The sequence below is a fragment of the Pseudomonas sp. RU47 genome (genome assembly GCF_004011755.1).
Classification (GTDB): domain Bacteria; phylum Pseudomonadota; class Gammaproteobacteria; order Pseudomonadales; family Pseudomonadaceae; genus Aquipseudomonas.
Genome location: NZ_CP022411.1, coordinates 1,682,923 through 1,704,209, shown reverse-complemented (window position 1 = coordinate 1,704,209; position 21,287 = coordinate 1,682,923). Strand labels below are relative to the sequence as shown.

At 59.4% G+C, this 21,287-nt stretch carries 16 protein-coding genes; 9 read left to right on the top strand and 7 right to left on the bottom strand.

Annotation, left to right across the window (positions count from 1 at the left end):
• Positions 1-201: 201 nt before the first annotated feature.
• Entirely contained in the window at positions 202-768 is a 567-nt protein-coding gene (locus tag CCX46_RS07720) for a nitroreductase family protein (RefSeq protein WP_127926276.1), read from the bottom strand.
• 121 nt (positions 769-889) lie between these two features.
• Here CCX46_RS07720 and CCX46_RS07715 point away from each other — a divergent pair, with 121 nt between their 5' ends.
• Complete coding sequence (locus CCX46_RS07715; RefSeq protein WP_127926275.1) at positions 890-2,344, top strand: TrkH family potassium uptake protein; 1,455 nt, start codon at positions 890-892, stop codon at positions 2,342-2,344.
• Here CCX46_RS07715 and CCX46_RS07710 read toward each other — a convergent pair.
• Positions 2,301-3,362 carry an AraC family transcriptional regulator gene (locus tag CCX46_RS07710; protein ID WP_202978061.1) on the bottom strand — a complete coding sequence of 354 codons (1,062 nt, stop codon included), beginning with the start codon at positions 3,360-3,362 and terminating at the stop codon, positions 2,301-2,303. The two genes, CCX46_RS07715 and CCX46_RS07710, sit on opposite strands and share 44 nt — an antisense overlap.
• A 164-nt stretch (positions 3,363-3,526) precedes the next feature.
• Here CCX46_RS07710 and CCX46_RS07705 point away from each other — a divergent pair, with 164 nt between their 5' ends.
• Positions 3,527-3,838, top strand: coding sequence for a DUF962 domain-containing protein (locus CCX46_RS07705; protein WP_127926274.1), 312 nt, complete (start codon positions 3,527-3,529; stop codon positions 3,836-3,838).
• 14 nt (positions 3,839-3,852) lie between these two features.
• Positions 3,853-4,443, top strand: coding sequence for an HD domain-containing protein (locus tag CCX46_RS07700; RefSeq protein WP_127926273.1), 591 nt, complete (start codon positions 3,853-3,855; stop codon positions 4,441-4,443).
• 84 nt (positions 4,444-4,527) lie between these two features.
• Here the strand turns inward: CCX46_RS07700 and CCX46_RS07695 are convergent, their stop codons facing one another.
• Entirely contained in the window at positions 4,528-5,343 is an 816-nt protein-coding gene (locus CCX46_RS07695; RefSeq protein ID WP_095122780.1) for a UDP-2,3-diacylglucosamine diphosphatase, read from the bottom strand.
• 134 nt (positions 5,344-5,477) lie between these two features.
• On the opposite strand from CCX46_RS07695, the gene CCX46_RS07690 reads away from it, so the two are divergent.
• Positions 5,478-6,242, top strand: coding sequence for an AraC family transcriptional regulator (locus CCX46_RS07690; RefSeq protein WP_127926272.1), 765 nt, complete (start codon positions 5,478-5,480; stop codon positions 6,240-6,242).
• A 183-nt stretch (positions 6,243-6,425) separates the two neighbouring features.
• Positions 6,426-7,319: a DMT family transporter gene (locus tag CCX46_RS07685; protein ID WP_127926271.1), complete on the top strand. Its 894-nt coding sequence runs from the start codon at positions 6,426-6,428 to the stop codon at positions 7,317-7,319.
• Here CCX46_RS07685 and CCX46_RS07680 read toward each other — a convergent pair.
• Complete coding sequence (locus CCX46_RS07680; RefSeq protein ID WP_127926270.1) at positions 7,313-7,600, bottom strand: SelT/SelW/SelH family protein; 288 nt, start codon at positions 7,598-7,600, stop codon at positions 7,313-7,315. The two genes, CCX46_RS07685 and CCX46_RS07680, sit on opposite strands and share 7 nt — an antisense overlap.
• Before the next feature lie 71 nt (positions 7,601-7,671).
• On the opposite strand from CCX46_RS07680, the gene CCX46_RS07675 reads away from it, so the two are divergent.
• The gene (locus CCX46_RS07675; protein WP_127926269.1) at positions 7,672-9,861 is read left to right on the top strand and encodes a patatin-like phospholipase family protein; all 2,190 of its coding nucleotides are present in this window, start codon (positions 7,672-7,674) and stop codon (positions 9,859-9,861) included.
• Positions 9,862-10,004: 143 nt separating this feature from the next.
• Here the strand turns inward: CCX46_RS07675 and CCX46_RS07670 are convergent, their stop codons facing one another.
• The 3 genes from CCX46_RS07670 to recQ all read right to left on the bottom strand — a co-directional run bounded on the left by CCX46_RS07670 (position 10,005) and on the right by recQ (position 14,969).
• Entirely contained in the window at positions 10,005-11,774 is a 1,770-nt protein-coding gene (locus CCX46_RS07670) for a FimV/HubP family polar landmark protein (RefSeq protein ID WP_127926268.1), read from the bottom strand.
• Between the two features lie 127 nt (positions 11,775-11,901).
• Complete coding sequence (locus CCX46_RS07665) at positions 11,902-12,336, bottom strand: MarR family transcriptional regulator (protein WP_007919713.1); 435 nt, start codon at positions 12,334-12,336, stop codon at positions 11,902-11,904.
• A gap of 503 nt (positions 12,337-12,839) precedes the next feature.
• Positions 12,840-14,969: a DNA helicase RecQ gene (gene recQ / locus CCX46_RS07660; protein WP_127926267.1), complete on the bottom strand. Its 2,130-nt coding sequence runs from the start codon at positions 14,967-14,969 to the stop codon at positions 12,840-12,842.
• Between the two features lie 396 nt (positions 14,970-15,365).
• On the opposite strand from recQ, the gene CCX46_RS07655 reads away from it, so the two are divergent.
• From CCX46_RS07655 to CCX46_RS30810, 3 genes are all read left to right on the top strand, one after another.
• Positions 15,366-15,953, top strand: coding sequence for a UPF0149 family protein (locus CCX46_RS07655; protein WP_127926266.1), 588 nt, complete (start codon positions 15,366-15,368; stop codon positions 15,951-15,953).
• 10 nt (positions 15,954-15,963) lie between these two features.
• Positions 15,964-16,359, top strand: coding sequence for a YbaN family protein (locus tag CCX46_RS07650; protein ID WP_127926265.1), 396 nt, complete (start codon positions 15,964-15,966; stop codon positions 16,357-16,359).
• A 248-nt stretch (positions 16,360-16,607) separates the two neighbouring features.
• The gene (locus CCX46_RS30810; RefSeq protein WP_238704385.1) at positions 16,608-21,143 is read left to right on the top strand and encodes an Ig-like domain-containing protein; all 4,536 of its coding nucleotides are present in this window, start codon (positions 16,608-16,610) and stop codon (positions 21,141-21,143) included.
• Positions 21,144-21,287 lie beyond the last annotated feature (144 nt).

Genomic DNA, 21,287 nt, shown 5'->3' with positions numbered 1-21,287 from the left:
GGGCCCGGAAGGCACGTGAATCGTCGCCGACTCTGGGTTCGAAATGCATCGGAACCGTTATCGACTCCGAGCTCGAAATGCATTGGAGCCGTTATCGATTCTGGATTCAGCCGAGCACTTTCAGGTCGGCGTACCTCTACAGCATCCCCCAATCAGTCCCCTCTCCCTCTGGGAGAGGGTTAGGGTGAGGGGCTCTTCGCTTTACGCCTTACCAGGCCAGGCACTAACAAACTCGGCCAGATCAACCTTCTCCGCCACACGCGGTTCTTTCTGCGGCGTGCCGAGGTAAAGAAACGCAATCACCTCTTCACCCTCCGCCAACCCCAAACCTTTGGCTACGTGCTTCGAATAAGCCAAATCCCCCGTACGCCACACCGCACCAATCCCCTGCGCATACGCCGCCAGCAAAATCCCGTGGGCCGCACACCCGGCCGCGAGCAACTGCTCGGCCTTCGGGTACTTGACGTGCTCCTGCAACCTGGCGATCACCACAACCACCAGCGGCGCCCGTAGCGGGCCGTTGCGCGCCTTGTCGATCATCGCTTCGGTGACTTCGCCTTCCTGCATCTGTGCAGCCTCGGCCAGCAACTCGCCCATCTGCTCACGCGCCGCGCCTTCGACGGTCAGAAAACGATACGGCTGCAAATGCCCGTGATCCGGCGCGCGCAACGCGGCGCCAAACAGAGCTTCGCGCTGCTCGGCAGTGGGGGCCGGTTCGACCAGTCGTGGAACGGAAACACGGTTGAGCAACGCGTCGAGAGCCTGCATCGGCCACCTCCTGAAAAATATGTGCGGCTATTCTAGCTTTATCTGTACACAGGATGCCGGTTTACATGCCCTGCCCCACGGGTAGAATGGCGCCCTTCCCACATCAGCCCGAGCGGACTTCATGGCGTTGCCGACCTTACGGATCATTGGTTTCATCATCGGCATCTTCCTGATCACCCTGGCCGTGGCCATGGTCGTGCCCATGGCCACCCTGGTGATTTTCGAGCGCACCAGCGACCTGCCGTCGTTCCTCTGGGCGAGCATGATCACTTTCGTCGCCGGCCTTGCGCTGGTGATTCCCGGCCGACCGGAACACATTCACCTGCGTCCGCGTGACATGTATCTGCTGACGGTCAGCAGTTGGCTGGTGGTGTGCATCTTTGCCGCGCTGCCGTTTCTGCTGACCCAGCACATCAGCTACACCGATTCGTTTTTCGAAAGCATGTCCGGCATCACCGCCACCGGTTCGACCGTGCTCAACGGCCTCGACACCATGTCCCCCGGCATTCTGATGTGGCGCTCGCTGCTGCACTGGATCGGCGGCATCGGCTTTATCGGTATGGCGGTGGCGATTCTGCCGCTGCTGCGCATCGGTGGCATGCGCCTGTTCCAGACCGAGTCCTCGGACCGCTCGGAGAAAGTCATGCCCCGCTCGCACATGGTGGCACGGCTGATCGTAGCCGCGTACGTCGGCATCACCATCCTTGGCAGCCTGGCATTCTGGTGGGCCGGGATGAGCCCGTTCGATGCGATCAACCATGCGATGTCGGCGATTTCCACCGGCGGGTTCTCGACCTCCGACCAATCCCTGGCCAAGTGGACGCAACCGGCGGTGCACTGGGTCGCGGTGGTCATCATGATTCTCGGCAGCCTGCCGTTCACCCTGTACGTGGCGACGCTGCGCGGCAACCGCAAAGCGCTGATCAGGGATCAACAGGTGCAGGGTTTGCTCGGGATGCTGCTGGTGACCTGGCTGGTGCTCGGTACCTGGTACTGGTGGACGACCAAGCTGCACTGGCTCGAAGCGCTGCGCCACGTGGCGCTGAACGTGACGTCGGTGGTCACCACCACCGGGTTTGCCCTCGGTGATTACAGCCTGTGGGGCAACTTCTCGCTGATGCTGTTTTTCTATCTGGGGTTTGTCGGTGGCTGTTCCGGGTCGACGGCGGGCGGGATCAAGATTTTCCGTTTCCAGGTCGCTTATATCCTGCTCAAGGCCAACCTTAATCAGCTGATTCACCCGCGCGCGGTGATCAAGCAGAAGTACAACGGTCACCGCCTCGACGAAGAGATCGTGCGCTCGATTCTGACCTTTTCGTTCTTCTTCGCCATCACGATCTGCGTGATCGCTCTGCTGCTGTCGCTGCTCGGCGTCGACTGGATGACCGCCCTGACCGGTGCCGCCAGTACCGTGTCCGGCGTCGGCCCAGGCCTTGGCGAAACCATCGGCCCGGCGGGCAACTTCGCCACCCTGCCCGATGCGGCCAAATGGATTCTGTCGTTCGGCATGCTGCTCGGCCGACTGGAGATCATTACGGTGTTTGTACTGTGTATTCCGGCCTTTTGGCGTCACTGATCGCACCCGGCGCCTGCAACAACCGCGTCCGGTAATCGCCGGGCGTGGTGTCGAACCAGCGGCGGAACGCGCGAAAGAAGTTGCTTGGGTCGGCAAAACCCAACAGGTATGCGATTTCCAGCAAGGTCATGCTCGGCTGCGCCAGATACTGCTCGGCCAGTTCGCGGCGGGTGTCATCGAGCAGTTGCTGAAAACTCGTGCCCTCCTCCTGCAACCGCCGCTGCAAGGTGCGCTGCGACAGATGCAGGGTCTGCGCCACGGTATCGCGCTTCGGTTCGCCTTGTGGCAGCAACCGGCACAGCACCTGTCGCGCCTTATGGGTGACGCGGCTTTCGGAAAATCGTGCCAGATACTCCCCGGCAAAGCGGTCATGCAACAGCGCCATCGCCTCGTTGGCGGTGGGCAGCGGTGCTTCCATGTCGGCGCGTTCGAAGATCAGCGCATCGTACGGCGCGTTGAACACCAATGGCGCGTGGAAGGCTTGTTTGTAGGGTTGCAGATTTTCCGGCTGATCACCCTGCACCAGCACTTTGACCGGATGCAGCGTGCGCCCGGTCAACCAGCCGCACAGCCCCAGTGCACAGGCCAGCGAGGCTTCGGCACTCTGCCGGGTCGGCGGCAGATGGTCGCCGTGCACGGTCAGAATCAGCGCATAACCTTCTTCCAGCAGACGGAAGCTCAGGTCGGCACTTTCGGCGATGATCCGCTGATAACGCACCAGTCGCTGGAAGCCTTCGGCCAGGGTATTGCTCGACATCAACGCGTAGCCGGCGACATGAAACGACGCCGGTCGCACCACCTTGCCCATGTTCAGACCGATCGCCGGATTACCGGACACCTCGACCGCCCGTTGCCAGAGACGGGTCATGGAATCTTGCGGGAAGCGTGCATCCGGATCATCCAGAGCCGTGTAATCGAGCCCCAGTTGCTTGAACAGAACCCGGCAATCCAGGCCGTCCATCTCCAATGCTTTGACAATCCCCATCGCCCAGCTTGCAGAAGTCGTTCGTTCGCTCATGGCGTTTTTCTTTTACATGAGGGGCCGCATGCTACGGCCTGATTTGCCAAGGATACTAAAGTGGCGCCGATTGTCACTGGCCCACGCCAATGATCACTCTAGACTCAAATAAGCTACCCGCAGAACAACTCGTCGCCAGAACAATAACCACAGAGAACGCGGTCGTGGAAAACATCAAGCATTTCAACAGCTTCACTGAGTTCTATCCGTACTACCTCAGCGAACACAACAACAGCACCTGCCGGCGCCTGCATTTCATCGGCACCACGTTGGTGATCTTCATTGTCGCGATGACCATCGCCAAGGGCGCCTGGCTGCTGTTATTGGCCGTGCCGCTGGCCGGCTACAGCTTTGCCTGGGTCGGGCACTTCTTCTTTGAAAAGAACCGACCGGCGACCTTTCAGCATCCGCTGTACAGCCTGCTCGGCGACTTCGTCATGTACCGCGACATGATTCTGGGTCGCGTGGCGTTCTGAATGAGGGTCAGCCAATGAATGCCAATGCCCGCTTCACTCACATGAAGGACGGTACGCAGGAAGACTGGGCGATCATCGCCGCAGATTTCAGTGCCTACGCCAAACAGTTGCCCTCGCGAATCCTGACTCACCTGAAACTGCTCGAAGGCGACTTCGGTGGTTTCCCGGTGGATCGTCTGACCCACTCACTGCAAACCGCGACCCGCGCCTTTCGTGACGGGCGCGACGAGGAATACGTGGTTTGCGCGTTGCTGCATGACATTGGTGACACGCTCGGCTCGTATAACCATCCGGACATTGCCGCAGCGATTCTCAAGCCATTCGTCAGTGCCGAGAATCTGTGGATGGTCGAAAAGCATGGTGTGTTTCAGGGTTATTACTTCTTTCATCACCTGGGCATGGATCGGCATCTGCGCGAGCAGTTCGCCGCCCATCCGCAGTATCAAGCAACCGCCGAGTTTTGTGCCAAATACGATGCGGCGGCGTTTGATCCTGACTATGACACGCTGCCGTTGAGCTTCTTTGAGCCGATGATGGAGCGGTTGTTTGCGCAGCCGAAGAACTCGATTTACAAGGCAGCAATGCAAGAACATAGCCCGGCCTAAGATCAAAAGATCGCAGCCTTCGGCAGCCCCTACGTTGGAATGTGTACCTCTGTAGGAGCTGCCGAAGGCTGCGATCTTTTGCTTTTATGCGAGTTCAGCGACTTTGGCCGCCTTGAGCTCCGCCTCCCGCGCCTGCGCATCTGCCAGTCGATACAACTCGATCGTGCCGTCCCAATGCTCGATCAGCGCTGTGCACGACTCCACCCAATCACCGCAATTGAGGTAATCCACCTCGCCCACCTTGCGGATCTCGGCGTGGTGAATGTGCCCGCACACCACACCATGCAACTCGCGCTTCACGCATTCGTGGGCGATGGCTTCTTCAAAGTCGCTGATAAAGCTCACTGCCGTCTTCACCTTGTGCTTCAGATACGCCGACAGCGACCAATAGCCGTAGCCATAGCGCGCACGCCAGTGGTTGAGCCAACGATTGAGGGTCAGGGTGAATTCGTAGGCGGAGTCACCAAGGAACGCCAGCCAGCGGTGATAACGGGTGATCACATCGAACTGATCGCCGTGAATCACCAGCAGATGTCGACCATCGGCCGTGACATGCACCGCCTCGTCAACCAACTGGATGTTGCCGAGAATCAGCTTCGAATAACGGCGCAGGAATTCGTCGTGGTTGCCGGTGACATAAATCACCTCGGTGCCGCGCTTGCTCATGGTCAGCAAACGACGGATCACGTTGGTGTGCGCTTGTGGCCAGTACATGCCGCCGCGCAGTTTCCAGCCGTCAATGATGTCGCCGACCAGATAAATCCTGTCGGCGTGATAGCCCTTGAGAAATTGCGACAAGTGCTCGGCCTGGCAATCGCGCGTGCCCAGGTGCACGTCGGAGATCCACAGGGTGCGCACGCGTTGTTTACGGCTGGGTCTGGCGAGCTCGGCGCTGGTCATGGGCAACCCTCTGCGATGTTTTCGCCACTCTGCGCCTGCCCGGTTAATCGACCATGACAAGTGCGAGTCAGTCCTGTGACAACGCAATCTGCGTGCGCCGGTGTAGACTGGCGACCTGCCCGGAGAACCTTGCCATGCGCCCGATCCTCACCCTGCGTCAGTACACCCACGATTTGATTGTGCATAGCCACGAGCACGCGCAACTGGTGTTCGGGCTGTCCGGTGCGCTTGATTTCGAGGTCGAGGGTTGCGGCAGCCAGGTGCGTCAGCAGAGTTTTGTGGTGATTCCTTCTGGTGCGCATCACGCTTGCGGCAGCCCCGACGGCAGCCGCTGTCTGGTGCTGGATATCCCTGAAGGGCCATGGGTGACCGATTCACTCGGCGAGCATGCCGAGGCCAGTCACCGCCTGCTCGATCAACCTGCGCGCCTGTCACTGGATTCGCGGCAAAGCCAGTTGGTCAGCTGGCTGGCGAACAGTCCGGTCAGCGATCCGTTGATCGCGCAGCAAGGCGCGGTGTTGCTGCTGGCCAGTCTCAATCATGCGCAACCGGCCGAACTCGCCACCCGCCGTTTGCCTTATGCAGCGCTGGATGCACACATCGAGCAAAACGCCGCTTATCCGCTGCAAGTCGCCGATCTGGCGCGCGTGGCCGGGTTGTCCAGCGCGCGCCTGCATGCACGGTTCATGGCCGAATGCGGGCAGACACCGATGGATTACATCCGCAGTCGGCGTCTGCATCTGGCGGTGCAAATGCTGCGCGACACCGCACTGCCGATTGGCGAGATTGCCAGTCGCGTCGGCTACAGCTCGCAGAGTGCTTTCTCGGCCGCGGTCCTGCGTGAGTTCGGTGCATCACCCGGCCAGCTTCGGCGCGATTCCTGCGACAAAAGACGATAGTCTGCCGACAGACTTGTAGGCCGATACAGGGTTCAATGGACTTATTGATCGTTCCCGCGCTCCGCGTGGGAATGTAGCCCGTGACGCTCCGCGTCACTGGACGCAGAGCGTCCCTAGAGGCATTCCCACGCAGAGCGTGGGAACGATCAATCACAAGAAACCGTGTCTGGATTAAGGATTGCAATGACTCCGCGTACCGCCCTCGGCGCTCTGCATATCGGTGCTTTGATGTTTGGCCTGACCGGTGTGTTCGGCAAGCTCGCTGCCGCCTCCCCTGCTGTGATCGTCTTCGGTCGTGCTGCGTTTGCCGTACTTGCCTTGGCGTTCTTCGCCCGTTTCGCCAGCCAGAGCGGCTGGCAGAAATTGCAGGCCGTGGACTGGCGGCGTCTGGCCCTCAGCGGCGTGTTGCTGGCCGGGCACTGGGTGAGTTTCTTCCTGTCTGTGAAGATCGCCGGTGTCGCCATCGCAACATTGGGTTTTGCCAGTTTCCCGGCCTTCACGGTGATTCTCGAAGGACTGATCTTCCGCGAACGCATCCGTGCCAATGAAATTGTGCTGGTGGTGTTGGTCAGCATCGGCCTGATTCTGGTGACCCCGGCGTTCGACCTGGGCAGCGGCGCGACTATCGGTTTGCTTTGGTCGGTGCTGTCGGGACTGCTGTTCTCGCTGCTGTCGCTGACCAACCGCGCCAGCTCCGGGCGGATTCCGGCGGTGCAGGCGGCGTTGTGCCAAAACGTGGTGGTGGCGCTGTGTCTGCTGCCGGTTGCGGCGCCGCAACTCAGCGAAGTGCGCGCACTGGACTGGCTCTGGATCGGCTTGCTCGGGGTGTTCTGCACCGGCGTCGCTCATAGCCTGTTCGTCGCCAGTCTGGCGGTGATCAAAGCACGCACGGCGGCGGTGGTGTTTGCCATGGAGCCGGTTTACGGCATTACCATCGCCTGGCTGCTGTTCAACGAAAACCCGACGCTACGGATGTTGATGGGCGGCGCACTGATCATCATCGCCATCGTCGTTTCCGCGCGGATGTCCGGCAGCGCCGACAAGAAAACCGTCGCTGCCGAGGCCGCGTCTCACTGAGTGCGGTCGTTGTGACCGAGGTCGCGGTCAGGATCGATCTGATCGCGAACTCGCTGCTTCAGCACCTTGGCTTCCGGAAAGCCGCCGTCAGCCTTGCGCTCCCAGATCTGCACGCCCGCGCAGGTAATCTGAAACACTCCGCCGGTGCCCGGCACTAACGAGACTTTGCCGAGGTCATCAGCAAAGGTGCTGAGCAGTTCCTGCGCCAGCCACGCGGCGCGCAGCAGCCACTGGCATTGGGTGCAATAGGTGATGACAACTTCTGCTTTTGCGACAGTCATGTTTGCTGAAACTCCTGAGACAGAGGGCGCCGCTATAATAGCCGGCTTTAATGCTTGCCCCGAGACTCACAATGCGCCGTCTGCTGTTCTGCCTGCTGCTTGGTTTCCTTCCTCTGCTTGTCCATGCCGGTGAAGCTTCACGGCCAAAAGTCGGCCTGGTGCTGTCCGGCGGTGCCGCGCGCGGGCTGGCGCATATCGGGGTGCTCAAGGCCCTGGAAGAGCAAGGCATCAAGATCGATGCGATTGCCGGCACCAGCATGGGCGCGGTGGTCGGTGGCTTGTACGCCTCGGGTTACAAGATCGATGAGCTGGAAAAACTCGCGCTGAACATCGACTGGCAAGCCGCGCTGTCCGACGCGCCGCCGCGTGAAGACGTGCCGTTTCGGCGCAAGCAGGATGACCGCGACTTTCTGGTCAAACAGAAACTCAGCTTTCGCGACGACGGCAGTCTCGGCTTGCCCCTGGGCGTGATTCAGGGCCAGAACCTCGCGCTGCTGCTGGAAAGCCTGTTGGCGCATACCAGCGACACCCGGGATTTCGACAAACTGCCGATCCCGTTCCGCGCCGTGGCCACCGACATCGCCAACGGCGAAAAAGTGGTGTTCCGCAAAGGCCACTTGCCCCAAGTGATCCGCGCGAGCATGTCGATCCCGGCGGTATTCGCCCCGGTCGAACTCGATGGCCGGTTGCTGGTGGACGGCGGCATGACCGACAACATTCCACTCGATGTCGCGCGTGAGATGGGCGTTGACGTGGCCATTGTCGTCGATATCGGCACGCCGCTGCGCAATCGCAAACAACTGACCACCGTGGTCGATGTACTGAACCAGTCGATCACCCTGATGACGCGCAGCAACTCCGAAGAACAACTGGCGGCCCTGAAGCCTTCCGATGTGCTGATCCAGCCGACGCTGGCGGCGTTCGGTGTCACCGATTTCGGCAAGGCTCAGGAGATGATCGACGCCGGTTATCGCGCCACCCGAATTCTCGACGCACGCCTCGCCGTGCTCAAACCCGTCGACTCTCAGGACGCCGAACTCAACGCCGCGCGCTCGCCGGGTCAACGCACGCCGATCATCACCGCGATCCGCGTCGAGAACGACTCGAAAGTCGATGACGACGTGATCCGCTACTACATTCGCCAGCACATCGGCGAACCGCTGGATCTGGGGCGTCTGCATTCGGACATGGGCACCTTGTACGGCCTCGATTACTTCGAGCAGGTGCAATACCGCGTGGTGCACAAGGGCCAGGATCACACGCTGGTGATCAGCGCCCGGGGTAAACGCAGCGGCACCGATTACTTGCGGGTTGGCCTCAATCTGTCGGATGACATGCGCGGCGACAGCGCCTTCAACCTCGGCGCCAGTTACCGCATCAACGGCATCAACCGCCTCGGCGCGGAATGGCTGACCCGCGCGCAAATTGGCGACAAACAAGAGCTGTACACCGAGTTCTACCAACCGCTGGACGTCGGCTCGCGTTACTTCGTCGCGCCGTACGCCTCGTTCGAAGCGCAGAACGTTGAAGCCGTGCTCGACAACGATCCGATCGCGCAGTATCGCGTCGAGCGCTACGGGTTCGGCCTCAACTTCGGCCGACAGATCGGCAACAACGGCGAGGTGCGCTTCGGTGTTGGCGAGGCCTGGGGCAAGGCCGATGTGCGCATTGGCGATCAGGATCTGCCGAGTGAAAACTTCAACGAAGGCTTTTACGCGCTGAAGTATTCCTATGACTCACTGGATAACGTGTACTTCCCTCACGAAGGCAAGGACGTCAGCCTGACGCTGACGCAGTTTGAACCGGGCCTGGGGTCGGACACGCGCTATCGACAGTGGGACTTTAAAATCGATAAAGCCATGAGCCATGGCCCGGATACGCTGATTCTCGGCGGGCGCTACGGGCGTACGCTGGATGATGCCAACGTGGTGACCTCAAGCTTCCTGCTCGGCGGTGCGCGGCAGTTGTCGGGCTTCCGTGAAGACGCGATTTCCGGGCAGAACATCAGCCTGATGCGCGCGGTGTATTACCGCCGTCTGACGCCGCGCTCGTATCTGCCGCTGGACTTCCCGCTGTATGCCGGCGCCTCGCTGGAACGTGGACGAGCGTGGAACAACGACAATGAGTTCGACAGTGGCTACATCAACGCCGCGAGCGTGTTCATTGGCTTTGACACACCGCTGGGGCCGTTGAATTTCAGTTATGGGTTGAATGATGCGAATGAGCAGGCGGTTTATCTGAATCTGGGGCAGACCTTCTGACCGGGGTCAGGAATTGGTGTTGTCTGACCGTCAGTCTTCGCGAGCAGGCTCGCTCCCACAATGGTTCTGCGAATACAGTTCAAATGTGGGAGCGAGCCTGCTCGCGAAGACGGTATCAGATCCACCGCAAATCGATCAGGGGTTCAGCGAATCCCCGCCAGCAACGTCCGCGCCGTTTGCTTCAAAGGCTCATCGCCCTCTTTGAGCAACTCATTGAGCAACGCAATCGCACTGTCGATATCGCCGTCGTCAATGCACGTCTGCGCCTGTTCGAGCTTGCCGGAGTTTTCGTCGTGTAGCGGCTCGGGTTCCTGCAAGTCCAGCGGTTGCAACGCCAGTGAAGGCTCGGCATCGGCAAACTCATTGAGAAAATCTTCATCCAGCGGCCCGGCGTCCGGTTCAGGGATCCACTCAAGCTCAGGATCTTCGCTGGACGCTTGCGGCAATTCAAAGTCCTGTGGCAGCACCTGCAGACCGGAGCCGAGCGCCGAGGTGTCTGCCGCTGGTTCAGTAGTGGCCGTGCGGCTGTCTTCCAGATCCCAACTGGAATCCATCGACAGCTCGCCCAGATTCAACTCGAAATCAGCTTCAGGCGCCGGTTGTGCTGCAACAACAGGAACCGCCGCCACGATCGGCGGCACAGCGGCCAACGCTGCGGTAACCGCGAGTTTCGGATGTCGGGCGCGAACATCCTGCAACGTCTGGGTATCCACGCCCTGCTCACGCAAATGACTTTCCTGTTGTTCATACGCGGCGCTGTCACCCTGACGCCCCAGTACTTCAAGCAACTGCAAACCGATGTCGGTGCGCTCCGGTTCCTTGTGCAAGGCATCGCGCAACAATCCGGCGGCTTCGCCCAATCGGCCATACGCCAGATAGATCCCCACCGCCTCCAGCACATCGCCCGCCGCCGGTTCTTCGCGGTGTTGGGCTGAAGCATGGGTACTGACGGGTTCTGCGCTTTCAACATCAGCTACGTCCGGCTCACGCCCCTGCGGCAAAAGCGGCAGCGGCTCGTCAGTCGGTATCTGTTGTTGCCGTCGACGGTGTACGAACAACCCGGCCAAGGCCCCCAGCAACAGCACCAGGCCACCGAGCAATGGCCAGTTCAAACCGTCATCTGTGGACTCAACAGGTGCGACCACCGGGACAGGTGCAGGGGTTGCCTCGGTCGGTGGCGGTGCTTTCCTGAGTTCGACCAATTGCGTTTGCAGGTCAGAAATCTGCTTCTTGCCAGCGGCAATCTGCACATCCTGCGTTTGCAGTTTGGCGTTCAGCTCATCGACGCTCTTTTGCAATTGCTGATTCAGCAACACACTGGCAGCCAGTTGCTCGGCCAGTGCATCGTTGGCGGGTGGGGTCGCAGGCGTGGGTGCTGGCACGGTATCGCGCTTGGCTTGAGGCGCCTGTGGTGCAACCACGGCAGGTTCGACGGTGGGGAATTCGGAGGATTGCGCACGCGGATCCGGCTCATCAGTGGCCGGTACGATACCCGGTGAACCCGGTGGATCGATCAATACCGTGTACTCACGCAGCAACCGGCCATTGGGCTGATTGAGCTGCACAAGGAAATTCACAAAGGGTTCGTTGACCGGTTTGCTGGATGTCACCCGAATCATCTGGCGATTGCCATGCAGAATCGGAATGAACTTGAGGTCGTTGAGAAAAAACACCCGCTCGACCCCGGCCTGAGCGAACTCGTCTGCCGTGGCCAGGCTCACCGAAAGATCGTTTTGCGTCAGCCCACCGACATCGATCAGGGCGATGTCGGCCTTGAGCGGCTGGTTGAGGCCTGAATGAACAGTGATATCGCCCAGCCCCAAGGCCATCGACCCGGCCGAATAGCTGAATATGCCAGCGACCAGCAACCATTTGGCGCCACTGCGCAGTACCACGTGCCGACTTGCGAGCATGAGCATCCCTTAAATAAGCAAAACCGACTTCTATGCGTTCGCACATCCGGTACGAACACGATATTGCCCAGTAGTTCTTATAGTCGGCTCAGCGCGATCTCTCAAAGATCCGGCACGTGGATGTGCCTCAAGATTTTTCCAGGTTAGCCAGAATGTGCCCGTGAACCCGCATGCACACCTTTAAATCCGCTTCGTCGACGCCTTCGAACAATTCGTGGCGCAGTTGCGTGGCAATGGTTTCGATTTGTTCGATCAGCGGCAGGGCCGGTGCGCAGAGGACGATCTTTTTCGCCCGGCGGTCTTCCATCACGGACTGGCGTTGCACCAGGCCCTGACTTTCCAGACTATCGAGCAAGCGCGCAAGGGTCGGACCTTCGACGCCGACGCTCTGCGCCAGCTCGCGTTGGGTCGGTGCTTCTTCAAAACGCGCCAGATGCAGCAGCACCAGCCAGCGCGCCTGGGAAAGCCCCAACCCGGCGAGGCGTCGATCCAGTTCGGCACGCCAGCCACGCGACATCTGGGCCAGTTGCATGCCAAAGCGGTGTTGATCGGTTAACGGCATAAAACACTCACGGTTAGACTTAAAATAAGAAATTTCTAATTATTAGCCAGCTAAGCATGAGCTGCAGTTATAGGCAAGTGGCGGTCTGTACTGAATCGTTACATCTCGAGGCTCCCTCACCCTAACCCTCTCCCGGAGGGAGAGGGGACTGAATGGGGGATGCTTTAGATATTCAGCGACTTGGAAGTACTTTGCTGAATCCAGAATTGGACGGCCCTCACCCTAGCCCTCTCCCAAAGGGAGAGGGGACTGATTGGGGGATGCTTTAGATATTCAGCGACTTGGAAGTATTTTGCTGAATCCGGAATTGGACGGCCCTCACCCTAGCCCTCTCCCAGAGGGAGAGGGGACTGAATGGGGGATGCTTCAGGGTTACGCCGACCTGATCCTGCTTTACCGAATCCATAATCGACTGGTTCTTTCAGGTCGATGTCAAACCTCAGACGCCTCGGTCGGCCCCCTCTCCCTCTGGGAGAGGGCTGGGGTGAGGGTAGGCGGCCAAATTACATCTCGAATTCCGACTGCAATGCAGCCCGCACGCAATACAGCACGCCTTCCGGCACACGCCCGGCAAACAGCTCCGCAACCTCGGCGACCGATGGTAACTCGCCCTCGCCATCAAGGAACGCGTCCTGCACTTCGCCCATCAACTCTTCCGGCAAGTCCAGCGCTTGCTCCAGCGACAACTGTTGCTTGCCGATGGCTTCGGCAAGCATGGTGTACACATTCTTTTCCGAGCACTGCAACTGACCGGCGATCTGCAACGGCGTCATCCCCGCGCGAGCCAGCGTGATCAGCTCATGGCGCACATCGGCCACCGCTTTCGGTGCCTCGACTTCGCCGCCAAGCACTTCGAGGAAGGCATCGCCGTAGCGCTCCAGCTTGCGCGCACCGACGCCGCTGACCCGGGCCATTTCCGCCAGCGAAGTCGGTTGGCTACGGAGCATTTCCAGCAGCGTCGAGTCGGGAAAGATGACGTACGGCGGCACACCATGTTCTTCGGCCAGTTTGCGTCGCAGCGCGCGCAAGGCTTCCCACTGTTCGCGCTCTTCGCCGCGTACCAGTTGGCTGGCCGGGCTCTTGCTGGCGGTTTTGGCGGTGACCTGTGGTTTGAGGTCGCGGCGCAACTCAAGGCTCACTTCGCCCTTGAGCAATGGCCGGCAACTGTCATTCAGACGCAGACCGCCATAACCTTCGTGGTCGACATCCGCCAGACCGCGCGCGACCAATTGGCGGAACAGCGAGCGCCACTCGCTTTCGCTCAACGCCTTGCCGACGCCGTACACCGACAGATGCTGATGACCGAAGCTGCGGACTTTTTCGTTGTCCTTGCCCAGCAGCACGTCAACCAGATGACCGACGCCATAACGCTGACCGGTGCGAAAAATCGCCGACAATGCCTGACGCGCCGGCTCGGTGGCGTCCCAGGTCTGCACACCGTCGACGCAGTTGTCGCAATGGCCGCACGGCTCGGGCATGTCTTCATCGAAGTACGCCAGCAGGGTCTGGCGACGGCAGCGGGTTTCTTCACACAGCGACAGCATGGCGTCGAGCTTGTGCTGCTCCAGACGTTTATGCCGCTCGTCGCCTTCGGAGTTCTGCAGCATCTGCTTGAGCATCACCACGTCTTGCAGACCGTAGGCCATCCACGCATCCGCCGGCAGACCGTCACGGCCGCCGCGCCCGGTTTCCTGGTAATACGCCTCAAGGGATTTCGGCAGATCGAGGTGGGCGACGAAGCGCACGTTGGGCTTGTCGATGCCCATGCCGAACGCCACGGTAGCGACCATGATCAGGCCTTCCTCGTTGAGGAAGCGCTTCTGGTTGAAGGCACGCAGATCGTTGGGCAGGCCGGCGTGGTACGGCAGCGCCGGGAAGCCCTGCTCGCTGAGGAACGCCGCGACTTCCTCGACTTTCTTGCGCGACAGGCAATAAACGATGCCGGCATCGCTGCGCCGCTCGGCCAGGAACGCCAGCAACTGCTTGCGCGGCTGCTCTTTGGGCACAATGCGGTAAAAGATGTTCGGACGGTCGAAACTCGACAGGAAGCGCTCGGCATTCTGCAGATGCAGACGGGTGACGATTTCTTCGCGAGTACGCTTGTCGGCGGTAGCCGTCAGGGCGATGCGCGGTACGTCGGGGAACATCTCGGCCAACTGGCCCAGTTGCAGGTATTCCGGACGGAAATCGTGGCCCCATTGCGATACGCAGTGCGCTTCGTCGATGGCGAACAGCGCAATGTTCAGACCTTGCAGGAATGAGAGCATGCGCGGCTGCACGAGGCGCTCGGGCGCCAGATACAACATCTTCACTTCACCGCGCTTGATCCGCGCCGCAAGGTCACGCTGCTGCTCGGCGCTCAAAGTGGAGTTAAGCGCTGCGGCGGCCACACCGAGTTCTTCGAGGGTGGCGACCTGATCGTCCATCAGCGCGATCAGCGGCGATACCACCACCGCCAGGCCATCGCGCAACAGCGCCGGTACCTGGAAGCACAGGGATTTGCCACCACCGGTAGGCATCAGCACCAGCGCATCACCGCCGCTGGCCACGCGCTCAATGATTGCACCCTGACGGCCACGGAAACTGTCGTAGCCGAAGATGTCCTTGAGGACGCGTTGAGCCTGTTCGAGCATAAAAACTCCAAAAATCTACCAATACATCCCTGCGCAGGCTGGTTCAGAACAGCCGGGGCTGCTTAAACAAAACGTAAGAGCGCATTGCACGGCAGCCGCAAGGCGGGCAGGGATCGCAAAACGCGGCAGTATACCCGAGCCCTTCCCTGCACAGGGTGCCGCTGATAAGACACTGATAAACCTGCCACACACAAAACCCTGTGGGAGCGAGCCTGCTCGCGAATACGGTAGGTCAGTCGATACAAAGGTGCCTGATACGCCGCTTTCGCGAGCAGGCTCGCTCCCACTGGTTTGGCATGCGGCCCGGCAATTGCGGCAAATCTGCCATGCGGCTGGCTTGAGCGCGCAAGAAGGCCTAGAATTCCCGCATTGTTTATTCCCCAAGGTAGCCCCGTAATGTCCTTCGCTGAGCAACTGACCCGCCTGCAAGTTTTCCTCGACGCCGACGAGCTGCATGACGAGGCGCTGGATTACGTGGCCGCTCACGGCTACCTCACCGCCCTGTCGATCTGCGCCGAAGACGTGCCGGAGCGCGAGTGGATCGACGCGCTGTTCGCCGAAGAGCCGCATTACAGCAGCGACGCCCAGCGTGAAGAGATCGAAGCCACCCTGATCGGCCTCAAGGCGCACATCGCCCGTCAACTGGCTTCGGATGAAGAATTCGAGCTGCCGTGCGAACTGGATCTGGGCGACGATCCGGATGATTCGGAACTGCGCGGCTGGTGCATCGGTTTCATGGAAGGCGTGTTCCTGCGTGAAGCGGCCTGGTTCGAAACCGCCGAAGAAGAAGTCAGCGAAATGTTGCTGCCGATCATGGTCGGTTCGGGCCTGTTCGACGAACAGCCAGAATTCGAAGACATCGCCAAAGACGCCAACCTGATGGACGACATGATCGTACAGATCCCGGAAGCCCTAACCGCGCTGTACCTGCTGTGCCAGGCACCCGACGAAAAACCGGCGATCCTCAAGCCACGTCACCATTAAGATCCGGCCTATGGACAACCCCATAGGCAACCGCCCCCTGATGTTGCGCTACTTCCTGCTGGCCGTCGGCTGGCTCAGCGTGGCATTGGGGGTGATCGGGATCTTCCTGCCCGTCCTGCCCACCACCCCTTTCCTTCTGCTCGCCGCAGCCTGCTTCGCGCGCAGCTCTCCACGTTTCTATCAATGGCTGGTCGAACATCCACGGCTGGGGCCATGGATCCGCGATTACCTCGACGGCAACGGCATTCCGCTCAAGGGCAAGGTCTACGCGATCGGGCTGATGTGGGCGAGCATTCTGTTCTCGTGCTACCTCGTGCCACTGCCGTGGGCGCGGGGTTTCATGCTGACCAGTGCGGTGTTGGTGACGATTTATATCGTGCGTCAGAAGACACTTCGCAAGCCTTGAACGCCGCTGAATTGCGAGCGGGAAACGGTGCCTCGTTGATACCACTCGTCTGATTCCCACATGCACCTGTCAGATCTGACAGGTGCGCAAACCGATCCACACAGGTTCAATCACTCCATCATCCGACAGGAGTGCATTTCCATGTTCGCCAACGCCCCCGAGCCTGAAAGGTCCCTGATCCTCACTGGGCCTGATTTCACCGGTCGTCGCCACGCGACGCCTGAATGCTCTTCAAGAGGACTTGCCTGATGCCTTCTCACAAGAATTTTCGCTTCCCTCCCCTCACGGAAAGCACCGCAACACTGGCACTGCGTCCCCTGCTGATTCCAGGAATGGTCGAGCCGGTGCAAGACGGCGATGGCGGGATCAGCATCAAGATCGCCACCGATGACCCCAACGGCTTGCAGTGCGTCATCAATCCTTATCTGCCTCCCATGAGCGACGGTGACAAGCTTGAGATCTATGCGAACAACGAGAAAGTGCTCGAACGATTCGTTGAGGCCGACGAAGTCAACCAACGGGTGTTCTTTTATCTGCCGACGCCTGTCGAGTCGGGGTGGATTGAAAACTGCCACTATGTGCTGACCCGCGTGGACGCAACTGAACCCGACCCACCCTCGGCGGCCTTGCGGATATGGGTCAAGCTTGACAGGCCGGGAGATCGTGACAAGGAACCGCATTTGCCCGACGGCCATTCAGAGTTGAACATCGTGCAACTGCCGCCCGAGTTGGTCGAACAGGGCGTGATAGACGCCGAATGGGCTAAAAAAGGTGTGCTGGCCACAATCCCTCATTATGTGTTTTGCACGCGTAACGATCAGGTCCGTTTAAAGCTGGACGACTATTCGCTTCCTGCGCACCGCATCACGCCGGCGCAAGCCGACGGCCAGCAACCGATCGAGATCCTCATTGATCAGGACGCCATCCTCGGTGCCGGCGACGGTCTCAGACGGGAAATCAAGTACGACATCAATGACGAAGTCTGGAACTGGGCCGACCGCCACTCCAAACGCACCTACATTAATGTGGACGCGGGGGGCGGGCGCCTGGAGGCCCCGATCATCAAGGAAGCCATCCACGGCGTCATTACCATCAGGGATCTGAACAAACTGCCGGTGACGATACAGATCCATGTCAGCAGCGAGTACTTCGCTGTGGGCGACAGCGTGAAAATGACCTTCATCGGCACGCCGCCAAATAACGGTGAGCCGATCATCTGCAGCGAAACCCGCGACATTGATAACGTCCCCTCAGTGCTGGAAATCCCGGTGCCCTATGAGTTGATCAGGGCCATCGCCCAGGGTCGCGCCGATGCGTCTTATATCCGCTACAAAAAGGACGGGGGCGACCCGGTGTCTTCCAAGCGCACCATTGCGCGGGTAGAGGGCGACGTCAACATCCTCCCGGAGCCGAGCATTCGAGAATTGATCGGCGATACCCTCGAACCGGACGAGCTTTACGCCACTGTCGACGTGCGCTACGACATGAAAAATGGCGACTTGATCTGTCTGAGATGGACCGGCATCAAGTCCAATGGCGATGACTATCTGCATGAAGTTCCGCATATCGTCAGCGACAACGAAGCCAAGGAAGGCCTGGTCACGTTATTCATCGATTCCGAGCACATCAGTGTGCTTGATAACGGCACGCTCGACCTTTTCTACGTGGTCGCGAACGATGCACCCGGCCTCCTCGACATCAGGGAATCCGAGCGGTTGCTGGCCAGGGTCGAAAAGGCCCGGGCAACGCTGCCGGCACCCGTCGTGGAAGAGGCCGATCCGCCGGGGGATGTGCTGGATCCGTCGAAGGTGTTCGATATTGTCCATGTGCTGATCGCCGAAGCGAACACCCTCAAGGGTGATGTACTGACTTATTACTGGCGCAGTCCCAATCCTTTTGCCAGTACCAGCGACTGGCTGCCCATCACCACAGTAACTGCTGGTCAACCGGTAAGTTTTCGGGTGGATGCAGAGTTTGTGACGGCCAACATCGGCCAGTACGTGAAAGTGCGCTACACGCTATTGCGTGCCTCGAACAAACGGTACGAGCACTCGGCCACGCTCAATTTGCTTATAGGAGAACTGGTCGGTGAGTTACCGCCGCCCGAGGTGGTACAGGCGCCCGACAAAATCCTCAACCCGAAGGATGGTTTGAACGGGGTGGACGTCAAAGTCAGCTACCCCAGCATGAACCCGGCTCAGGATATGATCCGTCTGAAATGGTTAGGGACGCCTGGCGCGGGAACCTCAGACGACCTGGAGCTGCCAGGCAGTCCGACAGGCACCGTGCAATTCCATTTACCCCCTTCAGTGATTGGCGCCAATATTGCGAAAAGGGTGATGGTTGAATACGAAGTAACCCGCTATACCCTCACAACGCCCTCGCAAATGCTCGACATGTACGTTTCAGATTTTCAGGACCCCGAAAACGAACTGCCCCACCCACAAGTACCTCAGGCACAGAACAACGTTCTGGATCTGATGACATTCGGCGGCGATGCCAAAGCTGTTCTCGCTATCTGGCCCTACATTCACCTGAAACAGTGCCTGTGGTTCTACCTGGCAGGACAAACCACTTCAGGCGCGCCCCTGACGATCCCACTGATCACCGGTCTGGAAATAACCCCCTCACAAGTCAGCAACGGACTGAGCGAAACCTTGCGCAGAAGCGATCTGATGAAACTGGGCCACTCCACACCCGCCAACGTGATCTGCAAAGTGACATTCGATGGCAGTACCGAGGAGGGCACTGCCTGCGTATTCCCACAACTGCCCCTGACCATCAGAACCCGCTACGACTACGTGCAACCGGTCATCACCGGCGTGACGGACTCGCGGGGCGATGTCGAAGAGGCCGGCAAAACCCGCGATGAAAAGGTCACCGTCAGCGGCACCGCTACGCGAGGCGAAACGGTCGAGCTGTTCGATGGACCGACGACATCGATGGGCACGGCGCTGGTGGAAGCCGACAGCACGTGGCGCCGCGAGATCGGTCCATTGACCGAGAAACCCTACAGCATCACCGCCAAGGCCATGTATGACGCCGACCCGGTGTCCAGCGTTCCGCGAACATTCACCGTCAAATTTGCAGAGACCCCGGCGATTCTTTCGGTCAGCGATTCCCGGGGGGATGTCGCTCATGGGACCACCACCTATGACAACAGTGTGCTGATAGCGGGTAGCGCGACGCCAAACCTGCAGGTCAAACTGCTGGAGAACAAACAGCCGCTCATTACCCTTGATGTCGACGATAAGGGTGACTGGAACCACCGCCTCAACGATCTGAAAGTTCGCTCCTACAGCCTCACTGCCGAGGCGTTGTACGAGATTGACCCTGCGACCAGTCCGCCGCGCAATTTTGTCGTGGCACAAGCGGTCACGCCGACGATCTCTCGCGTGACTGACCTGCGCGGTGAAGTCGCCGCCGACGGTACGACCTACTACCGGAGCGTCACTCTGACGGGCAAGGCCAGCCCGAATGAAAAGATTATTCTGCGCAACGCCGGCACGGCCATCGATACGATCGATGTCATCGCCAGCGGCGATTGGGAATACGTTTTCAATAACCTGAGCCTGTCGACCACTTACCGCCTCACTGCGCTGGGCGACTATGGCAGCAATCCAGAGTCGAGCCCGCCCAGAGTCTTTTCTGTTGCAGCCTTTATTTCACCGACGATTACCACGGTCACTGACTCGGTCGGCGCGGTGGAACCGAATGAAACGACTTATGACAACGCGGTCACCGTCGAAGGCGAAGCCACCCCGCGCGAGCAGATCCAGATGTACAACAATGGCACTGCCGTCGGCTCGCCGGTCAACGTCAATGCCGATAAACAATGGACGGCGTCTGTCACTCATTTGACGATCGGCGACCAAAGCCTCAAGGCCCGGGCACTGTATGCCGCGGTTCCGGTGGAAAGCCCGGCGCGAGACTTCAAAGTCGCCGCCCACATCGCGCCGACGTTGACGTCTGTGCATGACGGCGTCAGTGAAATCGGCAATGGTGGAACAACCAAAAGGACCTCGGTCAACTTGCGTGGCAAGGTGACACCCAACCACGAGGTGCAGGTCTACGACAACACCACTGAGAAGCATAAAGTGAGAGCGATCGGCGACGAATGGAATACCACACTGGCGGTGCTTGAGGGTGGTCATTCCTTGAAAGTCAAAGCTGTCAGCACCGGCCAGGAGTCTCAGCCAGCTCGTACCTTTACGGTACTGCCGGTGATACCGCCGCTGTACTTCAATACCACCCCCGTAACCTTGAGCGGCAGGATTTATCTCATTCCGGGAAGCCCTGTATTGCCAGCCTTCGGCCCAGGCACTTCGGTGCAGCACCAGGCGAGTGGTGGCCAACCTCCTTACGTTTATAGCTCTAGTAATGGCAACGTTGCTGTCGTGGATGCTCAAAGTGGGCTCGTCACCGTGCGAGGTAACGACAGTGCAACGATTTCGGTAACGGATCAGGCGGGACAAAGGAAAAGCTATTTGGTGTCGGTAACAGCGGTTACGCAATGTTATGGATTAAGCGCAAACTGGTTGTCCAGGGTAGGGGATGAGGCAAAAAGTCGAGGCCTGAGGTTGCCTTCAATGGGCGAGTTACGAGCAATAAGCAGTTCTTTTGGAAATCGTTGGCCATTGGGTAATTCATTCTACTGGTCTAATGAGTCGATCCTTTATTGGCCCAACCCCAATCCGTACTATCACTGTAGAAATCTGGTTACAGGGGAAGAAAGAGCGATTATGAACCTGAATGTAATACCCGGAGTGGGCATCACACCTTGAGCATTTCAAATGTGGGACCGGGCTTGCTCGCAAAGGAGCCATACCTGCCAACAAAAATCCCAAGCCAAACCCGATGAAGGCGCGCCATTGCGCCAAGGAGGGAATCCTTCCCCATGCTGGCGGCAGCATTGGACAGCGGATGGC